The organism is Alteromonas oceanisediminis (genome assembly GCF_018474025.1).
GTDB lineage: Bacteria > Pseudomonadota > Gammaproteobacteria > Enterobacterales > Alteromonadaceae > Alteromonas_E > Alteromonas_E oceanisediminis.
In genome coordinates, this window is sequence record NZ_JAHCTA010000008.1 from 41,778 (window position 1) to 54,980 (window position 13,203).

Here is a 13,203-nt window from a genome sequence, read left to right on the forward strand (position 1 = left end):
AAAGTTAAAACAGAGTGCCACTTTCAACCTGCTGTGGTTAAATAAATATGAAGAAGAGAGCGAAGACGCTCATGACTATAAAAACAACCTTCAAGGCCACCGAATGACAACAGCAAACTCAACCTGGGTGACCCGCGCACTCGACAAAGTCGAAGTCGTGGGAAATAAACTCCCTGATCCTGCCATCATATTTTTTATCTGCTTATTGATTGTGTGGGGGTTATCAGCCGCACTATCAGGTATTTCGTTCGACACCATTGACCCGCGTACGGGTACACCGGTGGTGGTTAACAATTTACTGACTGGCGACTCTCTGGCAGATTTTCTTAGCCGAATGGTTACTATTTTCACTGGCTTTGCGCCGTTAGGCGTTGTATTGGTTGCGATGCTTGGTGTAGGTGTAGCTGAGCATTCCGGCTTTATCAGTGCAGGCCTTAAGCGCATGCTGGATTCAACACCCGCAAAATTGCTTACGCCCATGGTCGTGCTTGTGGCTATCGTGAGCCACACAGCAACAGACGCCGGCTATGTTTTGGTTATTCCACTTGCCGGGGTGATATTTTACGCAATGGGAAGACATCCGCTTGCCGGTATCGCCGCCGCATTTGCGGGGGTAAGTGGCGGGTTTTGTGCGAACTTTATTCCCTCCGCTATTGACCCGTTACTACAAAGTTTTACGCAAAGTGCTGCGCAACTTATTGACCCTACCATTCAGGTCAATCCGTTGAACAACTGGTTCTTTAACTCCGCGTCAACCTTACTGATTGTGTCAATTGCTTGGTATCTCACCGATAAGGTGATTGAACCACGACTAAAAGACGTGGAGGTCGATGGTGATCCCGCAGACATTCCTAAGTTTGAAGATCTTTCCCCGAAGCAGACCAAAGCATTAAGGGCCGCTTCGGTAGTCATGTTGTTAGGCATTGTTGCATTAGTATTGATACTGATCCCCGAAACGTCACCAATGCGGGATGCAAATGGTGAGTTGACCACCTTTGCGGCACCGATTATGCAGTCGATTGTGCCACTCATTTTTTTACTGTTTCTAATGCCGGGTGTTGTCTACGGGTACATGTCGGGAACTTACAAGAAAACAAAAGACATGATCGACAGCATGACCAAAGCGATGCAGGGCATGAGCTACTATATTGTGATGGCGTTTTTCTGCGCTTTGTTTATTGACGCATTTGGTAAATCAAATCTCGGCGCATTGCTGGCGATTGAAGGTGCTGAAGTGCTTCGTGCGCTGGCGTTACCCAGCATGGTAACCATCGTCGGCATTATTTTTCTGACCGCATTTGTTAATTTGTTTATTGGCTCATCATCAGCAAAGTGGGCGCTGTTAGGCCCTATTTTCGTGCCGATGCTGATGCAATTGAATATTTCACCTGATCTTACACAGGCAGCCTATCGCCTCGGCGACAGCTCATCCAATATTATTACACCACTGATGCCATATTTCCCGTTAGTCGTGGTCTACTGCCAGCGCTATGTTAAGTCAACGGGAATAGGCACATTGCTCTCACTGATGCTACCTTTCAGTATTACTATTCTTTTAGTATGGACAGTGTTCTTGCTGGCTTATTGGGGTCTGGGTCTTCCATTGGGTATTCAATCTAGCTACGTGTATCCTGCGGCGGGTTAAACCAGCCAATATCATCGGATTGCGCGATGCCCGTCAGCATCGCGCAATCCGATAGTCACGAATCAGCTTGCTTTAGCATCTGTTACTTGTTAAAAAGTCAATAGCATGCAGGCTATTGTGATTTATTGAAGTGTAAAATAATAATTACAGAGCAGAAGCCCTTCCTGAACCATAGCCTGTAGTTCTGCGGCAACAGCCACCATTCATCCATATCACAACGAGATTTTCATGTTAAAGGACTCAATAAATAACATTCATGTTTCTGCCGAAGAGGTTCTGCTCACGCCAGAAGCACTGGCGAACGAACTTCCGGTCAGCCAAAAAGCACTTGAAGCGATTGGTCAGTCGCGCCAGATTATTTCAGACATTGTACATCGCAAAGATCATCGCTTATTGGTCGTGTGCGGGCCGTGTTCGATCCATGACACCGATGCAGCAAAAGAATATGCACTTAAGCTCAAGGAGTTGCACGAAACCTGCAAAGATAGCTTGTATATCGTGATGCGCGTTTATTTTGAAAAACCACGCACTACCACCGGTTGGAAAGGGTTAATAAACGACCCACACCTTGACGGAAGTTTTGATATTGAAGCTGGTTTACGTAAGGCACGCGAGCTACTTATCTGGTTGGCTGAACTTGAGCTACCGCTAGCGACTGAGGCGCTTGACCCCATTAGCCCACAATATTTGGCGGAGCTGTTCAGTTGGTCAGCTATTGGTGCGCGCACCAGTGAGTCGCAAACGCATCGAGAAATGGCCAGTGGTTTGTCTATGCCGGTAGGATTTAAAAACGGCACCGATGGCAGTCTTGAGATTGCTATTAACGCGCTTAAATCAGCCGCGTCAGGGCATAGTTTTATGGGTATTAATAAGCAGGGTCAAGTGAGTATTATTAAAACGCAAGGAAACCCAGATGGGCACGTGATCCTGCGCGGCGGAAAGCAACCCAATTATGACAGTGTTTGTGTCGCTGATTGCGAGAAAGAACTCGCGGACGCAGGCCTGGCCGCAAGCTTAGTTGTTGACTGCAGCCATGCAAATTCGGCCAAGGATTTCAAACGGCAGACGTTGGTAGCTCAAAATGTCGTGAATCAAATTCTTGAGGGCAACCAGTCAATTATTGGCATTATGTTAGAGAGTCACCTAAATTCAGGGAATCAAAAAAGTAACGGTATTGCACGTGCTGATCTTAGCTATGGCGTTTCAATCACTGACGGCTGCATTGATTGGGCTACCACTGAGCAGGTAGTGAGCCAGGCCAGAGATAAATTAATCACGGTGTTACCCATGCGTCAAAGCAAATTTTTAAGTGAACGGTAATGTCTGAGCGCGACGCCACTGAAGAGTTGACTGAGCTACGCCTGCAAATCGACCAATTGGACGAACAATTGGTCGATTTGTTAAAGCGTCGCAGTGCAGTGACTAAAAAAGTGGGGGAAGTAAAAAGCCGCACAGGTATGCCAATTTATGTGCCAGAGCGGGAAGCTGAGTTGCTTGAACGAAGGATGGCGCAGGCATTGCGCACCGGTGTGTCGCCCTCGTTGGTCGAGGATTTACTGCGGCGAATCATGCGAGAGTCTTACGCGACGCAAGATGGGCAATTTTTGCAGGTTAACCCTGCAATACAAAAAGTGGTCATTGTGGGTGGACGTGGCGCGCTCGGTCGGATTTTCGTCGAACTATTTGAACGCAGTCACTATCCAGTGACCATTGTCGAGCAAGAGGATTGGCCGCGAGCCCCTGAATTGTTTAGACAGGCAAATCTGGTGCTGGTTTGTGTTCCTATCACGCTTACGTCCACGGTGATAAACCAACTCCCGCCATTACCAGATGATTGCGTTCTGGCTGATATTACCAGTATCAAAGAAAGTCCGCTAAGTGCCATGATGGTAAAACACTCAGGGCCGGTCGTGGGCTTACATCCTATGTTTGGTCCAGACTCCAAAGGCATGGTAAAGCAAGTTGTGGTGGTGTGCGATGGGCGTCAATCTGAACATTACCACTGGTTGATTGAGCAGATGCGGGTATGGGGTGCTAAGGTGCAGCGGTGTTCGGCAAAGGAGCACGATGAGGCCATGGCCTTTATTCAGGTGATGCGACATTTCAACACCTTTGTGTATGGCGCTCATTTGGCCCATGAGGCACCGGATTTGCGCAGGCTAACCGAATTCAGTTCACCGATTTACCGTCTTGAGTTGGCGATGGTGGGCAGGTTGTTTGCTCAAGATCCGAAGCTCTACGCTGATATCATCTTCAACGATCCGCGCAACGTCAGGTTGCTGGAAAACTTTCATCAACGTTTCGGCGAAGCACTCGATTTATTTCGAACCGGCGACAAAGCAGACTTCATCAAACAGTTTCTGGAAATAGGCAATTGGTTAGGTGATTACGCTAAAAAGTGTCTGGTTGACAGCAAAAAGCTGTTACTCAAAGCTGACGATGACCAGATGTTGCGCTAATGATCTGCTTTTAGTCGGTTAGGTTCAAACTTCAAGATTGTTGAAGTCACGCAAAAGGCTTCAGCTCACCCAAACTGCGCATAAACGAATAAGTCCACCGTGTCTGCGAATATCACTTATTCATTAATTTTTAGCATTTTAGACTATTTATTAGCAATATGTGCTTTTTAAATTGAAGCGCATGCTCTGAAACTCTTAAGATATCTGGGTTGACACGATTGGCTTACTTATTGCTGAGCTCCAAGAGTCATAATGGTTTAAGGATAAAAATGAAAAAATTAATCACAGCCACGCTACTGGTTTCGCTTCTTTTTGTTGTGTATTCGCAGTTTACTGAATTGGCCTATAAGTTAGGTTTTGCGGAATTAAAGATGGTAGCCGTTTTGGAAAACAGCGAAAAAATGAAAGTTAAGTGTGATGCTTACGCGCTGGGCTACTTTGACGAAATTAAGCTTCACAACAAATTCCAGAAATGCATCAATGATTATGAAGCTGAGGGTTATAAGTTGCTAAGCAGAAATGAATCTTAGCCGACGCGTCCCTGGGGCAGGCCCTAGGGCCGTCTGTAAACGGCCGCCCTCGTAATCGTATGAAATGCGCGTTTTGCTTCCCAGCGCCTGTTGTCCTCACTCTGCCAGAGCGTTCACCGCGGCGACACGGGTAGGGCTAATTTCTTCGCTTGGATAACAACCCAGCACTTTCAAGTAACGCGTTATCCCTGCCAGGTGCTCTAATGCGTTTTGCATCGGGCCATCGGCAGTATTGCCATCTACGTCGACGTAAAACATCTCTTCCCACGGGTTACCCGTGATTGGCCGTGATTCTAACTTCGTCATGTTGATACTGTTGTTTTTGAGCACCAGTAAAGCTTCAACCAGCGCGCCAGGCTTCTGAACGGTTGACATGATGAGCGTGGTTTTAGCAGGAACCTGTAATGGAACGCTTACCGATTTGCGTGAAACGACGATGAAGCGACTATGGTTTTCTTTTTGATTGGCAAGGTTCGAACGAATCGCGCTTAGCCCATAAAGCGCGCCACCCGCTTCACTGCCAATCGCGGCAATCGTCGGGTCATTTGACTCACTCACCGTCAACATGGCCGTTGAGGTACTGTCGCAGGGCTTCACTTCAACATTGCCTAGTTCCGCTAGAAAGTGGCTACATTGCGCGAACACCTGTGGGTGTGCATAGAGCACTTTGATACTGGATAAAGCTGTTTCACACGCCACCAACATACTGTGCTTAATCGGATGGGTCAGCTCGCCGACAATACTTAATGATGTGTGTTGAAGCTGGTCATACACCTCGTTAATACTGCCTGACGAGGTATTTTCAATGGGCAACACAGCGTAATCGGCTTCGTTGTTTTCGACTTTCTTGACGATTTCTGAAAAGCTCTGGCAGCCTATTTCGAGTAATTCACCGGGGCGTCGGCTGAAATACTTTTGCGTAGCGAGGTAACTGTACGAACCTTTGTCGCCCAAGAACGCGACACGGTTCAACGGCAACGCGCTGCCGGGGTTAGCCCTTTCAGCCAACAGTGCTTGTTGGTTTAAAACGGAGTCTTCAATGATGGCATGAAAAATTTGAGTGACGTAATGCGGATCTAGTCCAACGCGCTTACCTTCTTTGATCAAGCGGACCAATAGTTGCTCTTCACGGCGTTGGTCGCGCACGGGAATATGATGTTCAATTTTGGTTTCCGCTACCTGATTGGTTAACTCGCGACGTTCGCTGAGTAACCTAAGCAATTCAGTGTCCACTCGCGTTATCGCTTCGCGGAGCGGGGAGAGCGCATCTGTTGGCATTCTGATTCCTTTTAGTTATAAAAAAACCTCCGCAGCGGGAGGTTTAGTTTACGCACAAAACCGCCCAGCTCAGTCGTTCATAAAGCCGTTAGTAAAAAAGCGGATGGCATTGTTGTGTGTTTTCATCACTTGACTGTATGGTGCAACGTCGCTGAAGTCAACGACAAAGCGCCGATCACCCGCAGAAAATTTGCACGGTTACTCACTGAGCAGTGCCGCCAGCATGGCGCGAACTTCCGTCGGCTCGAATGGTTTATCACACAAAGCATTCACACCCGTCTGCTGAATATTCGTCATATGTGCACTATCAGCGGCTTCAGAGGTGACCATGATGATCGGAATGTGGGTTGTTTCTGGGTTGAAGCGAATAAACTCAGAAAGCTCCCGACCGTCCATTTCAGGCATATTGTAGTCGGTCACGACAAGGTCGAATTGGTGATCTTTTATGTAGGTGAGGGCTTCAGCACCATTTTCAGCTTCTTTGATTTTGCGTAACCCCATACCTTCAAGTACGCGGCGGATATGGTTGCGCGCTAAGCGACTGTCGTCGACTAATAAAACACGTACCTCATGGACATCAAAGAGGTCAAGATCCAGCTCATCGGTGTTGATCAAATCCAAACTGGCGTTGAGCGCACGAGAGAGATGCAATGGCTCAAAGGGTTTGGGCAGAATGGCAGCAACCCCCGCCTGTTTAAATTCTTCCAGTTTGCTGAGTCGATTCTCGCTGGATACCAGCATAAAAGGCGTCGCCGCAAGTTCTTTATCCTGCTTGATTTTCTTGAGTAAGTCGAGTCCGGTGCCGTCTTCAAAATACATGGCACTGACAACCAAATCGGTGGGATGGTTCTTAAGTGCCGCCGCAGCTTCACCCACGGTAGACACCGCATCCACTGAATCGATATTCTCTTTCAACAATAACGAGGTGATGATTTTTCGCTGTGTGTCTGACGGTTCGACCAGCAGTATGCTTAGGTCAGAAAGGGAAAGTTTGTCCATGATGTTCTCAAATGTAATGACGGCGTAAGGGGGCTAGGATAGCAGTAGAGCTAGCCGCCTGCTAATTTTACTGTATAACCGAGTTTTTCAAGTTCACCTTTTAGCTTTTCGCGCACATCACCCTGAATCTCTATAGTGAAGTCTTTCACCGAGCCGCCACAACCACACTTCTTTTTTAACTCGCTACACAAATGTTTCAGCGCTTTTTCATCCAAGGGAAGTCCTTTGATGATCGACATCCCTTTGCCCTTACGCCCTTTCGTTTCCTTGTGGATCCGAACAATCCCGTCAGAAGTGGGCACCGGAGCTGGTGCCTTAGTTGGCGCTATACGGCCAGAATCGGTAGAGTAAACCAATCGACTATTTGACATTTCTTCTCCCCGCTGCGGTTTCACGTAAAAACCCGTTTCAATCGTTTTCGCTTAAGGTCATAATAAACCAAAGAAGTTTTGTATGTTAACCCAATCACAGGCGAAAACACGATGGCTTTAGAAACGCAACTTTCAACGGATGAGAAGCTACTGGTTATCAAAATGGACGATAAGTTCGATTTCGGTAAAGTACAGGATTTTCGAAAAGCCTATGCCGATCTTCCTGAGTCCGTCAACGTGGTTGAAGTTGATCTCGCTCACACTGAATACATGGATAGCTCCGCGTTGGGGATGCTGCTGAATATGCAAAAAGTGCTTAAAGACAGCGTTCCGACTATTCGGATTACACACTGTCGCCCTCAAGTGCTCAAAATACTCACCATTTCACGATTTGATAAAAAATTCGACATTAAGTAAGTCTGCCGGTTATGAGAATATTGATTGTTGATGATGAATCAATAAATCGGTTTTTACTGGTGCACATGCTGGAAGAAGATGGTCTGCTGGACGTCTACGAAGCGCGCTCAGGGCACGAAGCGATTGTATTAGCCTCAAAAATCCAGCCTGACATTGTTTTGCTCGACGTGGTGATGCCCGATCTGAGCGGCTTTGATGTCGCCAGAGAATTGAAAAATACCAACGATAACGTCTATCTGCCCATCATTTTTATCACTTCTTTAGATGATGAAGAAACCATTGCCAAATGTCTTGATGTTGGCGGTGATGACTTTGTATCGAAACCGTTCAATAAGACGGTACTGCTGGCCAAAGTTAGAGCACACGCCAGAACCCGAGAACTGAGTAAAAAAGCTGAGTTACAGAACAAAGAATTAACCTATTTTCGTCATTCCATCGAGCGCGAACACGAAATTATTGAGCATATTTTTAGCCAGGCGATTGTTAACAATCCGCTGGTGACTCGGTATTTCGATTATCGACTCTTCCCCGCAGCGGAGTTCAGCGGCGACGTTTTTTTGTGTGAGGCCAGCCCGAACGGTGGGTTATACTTTTTGATTGGAGACTTCACCGGGCACGGGCTTGCATCGGCGATTGGTGCACTACCGGTGACCAAAGCTTTTCAGGCGATGGCCACGAAAGGTCTGTCTGTGTCTGAAATCGCGTCAACGCTTAACACGACGCTTGAAAGCCTTCTCCCGATCAATATGTTTTTTGCCGCCGCTATCGTTGAAGTCAGTGAGAACGGTTGTCGTTTGAATGTGTGGAATGGCGGCATGCCGAATTTGTTGTTGCAGTCGCCCACCGGCGAACTGGTCACAAAATTTGGCTCCCAACACATGGCGCTGGGTATTTTACAAGCCGATGAGTTTGACGACAAAGACGAAGTATACTCAACGGAACCGGGTTCGCGTTTATTGGCTTTCACCGATGGATTGATAGAGATCACCAACGCTGAGGGAGAGATGTTTGGGGAAGAAGGGATAGAGCGCTGGTTCGTGGGCAACCCCTCCGTGTCTGTTGAAGAATTGATGGCGCCGCTAAAGCAGTTTTTAGGCGGCAACGAACCACATGATGATATCACGTTAACCATGTTTACTTGTCAGGCGTTAACCTCTCTCAGGCGCAATCAACCTGTCACAGCACTCCCATTTTCAGTCAGCGCTACACTGCACCATAACGAACTTAAGCAAGGCGAGGGCGTACAGCATTTTATTGAGCTTATCTGCAGTCAGCGCGGCTTATCCTGGATCCGCTCCGATCTATTTACCATACTCACCGAATTATACAGCAATGCACTTGAGCATGGGGTACTCGGTATGGACTCCAGTATGAAACGCACCAGTGAAGGATTTATGGCGTACTACGAGCAGCGCGAACAGAATCTGGCTGACCTACAGTCCGGCTATATTGAACTGCGTGCTGAATTTGATGTAGGGGAACGCCTTCTCACGGTGCACGTTACCGACAGCGGGGAAGGATTTGACAGTCTAGCGTTAGAGAAAGTGCCTTCTGATGAAACCTACGGGCGCGGCATCAGTATGCTGAGGGAATTATGCGAAACACTGACGTTCATCGACAATGGCCGACATGCTGTCGCACGTATACCGGTCTAGATGAGGTTGCCTATTGCGTTTAATGTAATTGAGAATTATTATCAATAAAACATTTTCAAAAAAGGGCTTTGTTATGAAATTAATCTCCATGTTACTTGTTGCAACGACTACCTTATCCGGGTTTGCGGCTAGCAATGCGGTGGCGCAGTCAGATGAGGTCGTTAACGTGTACTCCGCGCGTAAAGAAGCGCTGATTAAACCGCTCCTAGATCAGTTCACTGAATCCACTGGAATCGAAGTGAATCTGGTCACCGGTAATGCAGACGCATTAATCTCGCGCATGCAGTCTGAAGGGCAATTTAGCCCAGTGGATATCTTGCTCACCACAGATGCAGGGCGTCTGGTGCGCGCACAGGAGGCGGGTTTGACACAGGCGATACAGCTTGATGTGTTAACACAGGGAGTGCCTGCGCACCTGCGCGATGAAGCGGGTCATTGGTACGCGCTAACCAAGCGCGCACGACCATTGATGATTAATCCGAATAAAGTTGATAAGGCTGATCTCACGAGTATTTTTGATTTGGCTAAGCCACACTATAAAGACCAGATTTGTGTGCGGTCATCGAGCAATATTTATAATCAATCTATGGTTGCCGCCTTGGTGCTCGATGCAGGCAAAGACAAAGTGGAAAATTGGGCGGAGGCCGTTGTTGACAATATGGCACGCAGTCCGAAAGGGGGCGACCGTGATCAAATCAAGGCTGTTGCCGCGGGTCAGTGCTCCATTGCCATCGCCAATACCTATTATTTGGCAGGCATGTTGAGCTCAGATGATCCCACTGAAAAAGCGCAGGCAGAGCAAGTCGAAGTGGTGTGGACGGATCAGGACAGCTTTGGCACCCACATTAATATATCCGGTGCCGCTGTGGCTAAGCACGCGCCCAACAAAGACGCCGCACTTCAATTAATGGCGTTTATGATTACGCCAGAAAGCCAACAGTGGTATGCGCAGCAAAATCACGAATACCCAGTGCTCGAGGGAGTAGAGTGGAGCCCACTAATGCAGGCATTTGGTGAGTTTAAGCCACAATCTGTTTCGTTGAAGGCGGTAGGTAAAGGAAATGCGCAAGCATTGATGTTAATGGACCGCGCCGGTTGGAAATAAGTGTTTGGCGAGGTTCTCTTCTTTTAATCAGTGCGGTGCTTTGTGCGCCGCTACTGATCGTCGTTTCTCACCTTTTTATTCCTGAAGTCAGCGCGTGGCAGCATTTACGCTCCACAGTGCTTGCTGATTACGTCGCCAACAGTCTTACTTTAACGCTTGGCGTTGGAATAGGTACTTTACTCATCGGTAGTGTGACGGCCTGGTGCATGACGCATTACGAATTTGCTGCCCGGCGTATTTTACGTTGGTCATTGTTGCTCCCTTTGGCTATGCCTGCATACATCATCGCGTATACATACACAGGAATGCTAGATGTTGCGGGCCCCGTGCAACAGCTTCTGCGCGAGTGGTTCAACGTCAATTACGGCGACTATTACTTCCCAGAAATTCGCAGCTTACCTGCGGCTATCCTGTTAATGTCGTTGGTGCTGTATCCCTACGTGTATATCTTAGCGCGAACGGCTTTCAGTGAGCAGTCACAACGTATGCGGGAAGTGTCATCATTACATGGTCGCACCAGTGCCAGTCACTTTTGGCAGGTCAGCCTGCCGCTGGCGCGCCCTGCGCTATTCACCGGTGCGGCACTGGCAATGATGGAAGCTTTGGCTGACTACGGCACCGTTCACTATTTCGGTATTAATACGTTCACTACGGGCATTTTTCGCTCCTGGTACGCAATGGGAAATCGCAATGTTGCCACCCAGCTTGCGGCGATCTTGTGCTTGTTTGTGCTGCTGGTATTAGTCTTCGAGCAGCACAGTCGGCAAAAATTACGTTTTTATCAACAAGGCGCAAAACAACAGTCGAATCAGCGTGACGCGTTGGTTGGTTGGAAAAGTGCGCTGGTGTCATTTCTGTGCGCGCTGCCGGTGATATTGGGTTTTGTTATTCCCGTTGTGCAATTGCTGTGGTGGTCAGCCAGTCAATATGAACAGCTGTGGGCCAGAGACTTTGTAGACTTGATCACCACCACGTTTTCGCTGGGCATCTTGACCGCTGTACTGGTCGTTGTTATCGCTATTGTATTCAGCTATCAACAACGCTGGAGTGCGTCCAGTTTGAGCCGGTGGCAGTTGCGTCTGTTAAGCCTTGGCTATGCGATCCCCGGTATGGTTATCGCGGTAGGTGTTTTAATCATGTTAGGGTGGGGCGATGCTCAACTTAATCACCTTAGCCATACTTTAACCGGCGACTATGTTGGGCTTGTTCTTTCTGGTACAGCCGTCGCTTTGATCCTCGCTTACTGTATACGATTTTTGAGCATCGCCTTGCAAAACACGGAATCAGGTATGATGCGTATCTCACCCGCTATTGATGATGCTGCCAGCACGCTGGGTGCGGGTAAATTTCGCCTTCTGGCAAAAATTCATACCCCTTTGTTGCGCGCCAGTGTTATCAGTGCCGCGCTGCTGGTCTTTGTGGACGTGCTTAAAGAATTGCCCGCCACGTTAGTATTGCGGCCATTTAACGTGAATACGCTCGCCGTGCGAGCCTATGAGTTGGCGTCAGACGAGCGCTTAATTGACGCCGCACTGCCAGCCATTACTATCGTGTTGGTTGGGCTTATCCCCATCGTTGTATTAACCAAAGCGCTGGACAAAGGATACTCTTGATATGCTTGAAGTAAAATCACTCACGGTGGGCTATGCTAAAACCGTCGCACCAGTGATTGAAGACGTAAACTTTTCCCTCGCGCGTGGAGAAATTGGGTGTCTGCTAGGGCCCTCTGGCTGTGGTAAAACCACGGTGCTACGCACCATTGCTGGGTTTGAAAAGCCTCGGCAAGGAAGTATTCTGGTGAACCACGAAGTGGTCAGCGACCCTAAACGATGCAAGCCAGTCGCGCAGCGGCAAATCGGCATGGTATTTCAGGATTTTGCGCTGTTTCCACACCTGACGGTTGCGCAGAATATTGCATTTGGATTGCGCCATTTAGACACGACTGCGAGAGCGGCGCGCGTAGAAGAGTGCCTTGCCTTAGTCAACCTGACATCACATGCTCAGAATTTCCCTCATCAATTGTCCGGTGGGCAGCAGCAAAGGGTTGCCCTCGCGCGGGCGTTAGCGCCAGAGCCTGAGGTGATCCTGTTCGATGAACCGTTTTCAAGCTTAGACACTCGGTTGCGTGAACAGCTAGCAGGGGAAATTCGCAGACTGTTAAAACAGGTCAACACCACCGCGATTATTGTCACGCACGATCATCATGAAGCGTTTGCAATTGCTGACAAGATTGCTGTTCTGGAAGGGGGGAAAATGCATCAGTGGGGCACGGCCTATGAGCTATACCATGAGCCGTCGACTTCATTTGTTGCGCGCTTTATTGGAGAGGGTGTTTTTCTGCAAGCGATATTGAGCGAGGGGGGATTCATTCATACCGCGATTGGCGACTTTAATGCCAGCGAAGCGTATTTTTGTGAGGGGAGCCAACACCGCAACGTCGGCGAGCAACTGCAATTGCTAGTGCGTCCTGATGATATCCTTCACGATGACAGCAGCCCGTTCAAAGCGCTGGTGGTAAATCGCATCTTTCGCGGTGCCCATATTCTTTACACCCTAGAATTATTGACCGAGACTAATCGTGATAAACCGGTTCCAGCTCAACGGGTGTTATGCCTTGCACCCAGTCACCACGACCACAACGTGGGTGAATACTTCGGTATTCGCTTAGCGCTGGAACACATGATGTTGTTTCCCAACAACTAAAAAAAGCTCCGCTGCAAATCAGGACCCGTCGATCGGCAGCG

General features: G+C 48.3%; 12 protein-coding genes. 9 read left to right on the forward strand and 3 right to left on the reverse strand.

Annotated features, from left to right (window positions below):
- Positions 1-103: 103 nt before the first annotated feature.
- The 4 genes from KIU71_RS14025 (at position 104) to KIU71_RS14040 (ending at position 4,634) form a co-directional block, all read left to right on the forward strand.
- Positions 104-1,645, forward strand: coding sequence for an AbgT family transporter (locus KIU71_RS14025; protein WP_214131929.1), 1,542 nt, complete (start codon positions 104-106; stop codon positions 1,643-1,645).
- Positions 1,646-1,873: 228 nt separating this feature from the next.
- Complete coding sequence (locus KIU71_RS14030) at positions 1,874-2,965, forward strand: 3-deoxy-7-phosphoheptulonate synthase (protein WP_214131930.1); 1,092 nt, start codon at positions 1,874-1,876, stop codon at positions 2,963-2,965.
- Positions 2,965-4,104, forward strand: coding sequence for a bifunctional chorismate mutase/prephenate dehydrogenase (gene tyrA, locus KIU71_RS14035; RefSeq protein ID WP_214131931.1), 1,140 nt, complete (start codon positions 2,965-2,967; stop codon positions 4,102-4,104). The genes KIU71_RS14030 and tyrA overlap by 1 nt, the downstream gene beginning before the upstream one ends.
- Before the next feature lie 269 nt (positions 4,105-4,373).
- The gene (locus tag KIU71_RS14040) at positions 4,374-4,634 is read left to right on the forward strand and encodes a hypothetical protein (RefSeq protein WP_214131932.1); all 261 of its coding nucleotides are present in this window, start codon (positions 4,374-4,376) and stop codon (positions 4,632-4,634) included.
- Positions 4,635-4,730: 96 nt separating this feature from the next.
- Here the strand turns inward: KIU71_RS14040 and pheA are convergent, their stop codons facing one another.
- The 3 genes from pheA to yciH form a co-directional block, all read right to left on the reverse strand.
- Positions 4,731-5,912 carry a prephenate dehydratase gene (pheA, locus tag KIU71_RS14045; RefSeq protein ID WP_214131933.1) on the reverse strand — a complete coding sequence of 394 codons (1,182 nt, stop codon included), beginning with the start codon at positions 5,910-5,912 and terminating at the stop codon, positions 4,731-4,733.
- A gap of 198 nt (positions 5,913-6,110) precedes the next feature.
- Entirely contained in the window at positions 6,111-6,911 is an 801-nt protein-coding gene (locus tag KIU71_RS14050) for a response regulator (protein ID WP_214131934.1), read from the reverse strand.
- Positions 6,912-6,961: 50 nt separating this feature from the next.
- Positions 6,962-7,282, reverse strand: a complete 321-nt coding sequence (gene yciH, locus KIU71_RS14055; RefSeq protein ID WP_214131935.1) for a stress response translation initiation inhibitor YciH — start codon at positions 7,280-7,282, stop codon at positions 6,962-6,964.
- 111 nt (positions 7,283-7,393) lie between these two features.
- On the opposite strand from yciH, the gene KIU71_RS14060 reads away from it, so the two are divergent.
- From KIU71_RS14060 to KIU71_RS14080, 5 genes are all read left to right on the forward strand, one after another.
- A complete protein-coding gene (locus KIU71_RS14060; protein ID WP_214131936.1) occupies positions 7,394-7,699 on the forward strand; it encodes an STAS domain-containing protein in 306 nt (101 codons plus the stop codon).
- A gap of 11 nt (positions 7,700-7,710) precedes the next feature.
- A complete protein-coding gene (locus KIU71_RS14065) occupies positions 7,711-9,354 on the forward strand; it encodes an ATP-binding SpoIIE family protein phosphatase (protein WP_214131937.1) in 1,644 nt (547 codons plus the stop codon).
- Positions 9,355-9,427: 73 nt separating this feature from the next.
- Positions 9,428-10,459, forward strand: a complete 1,032-nt coding sequence (locus KIU71_RS14070) for an extracellular solute-binding protein (RefSeq protein WP_214131938.1) — start codon at positions 9,428-9,430, stop codon at positions 10,457-10,459.
- Positions 10,450-12,072 (forward strand): ABC transporter permease, encoded by a 1,623-nt coding sequence (locus KIU71_RS14075; protein WP_214131939.1) that lies wholly within the window; start codon positions 10,450-10,452, stop codon positions 12,070-12,072. The genes KIU71_RS14070 and KIU71_RS14075 overlap by 10 nt, the downstream gene beginning before the upstream one ends.
- Position 12,073: 1 nt before the next feature.
- The gene (locus KIU71_RS14080) at positions 12,074-13,162 is read left to right on the forward strand and encodes an ABC transporter ATP-binding protein (protein WP_214131940.1); all 1,089 of its coding nucleotides are present in this window, start codon (positions 12,074-12,076) and stop codon (positions 13,160-13,162) included.
- Positions 13,163-13,203: the final 41 nt, after the last annotated feature.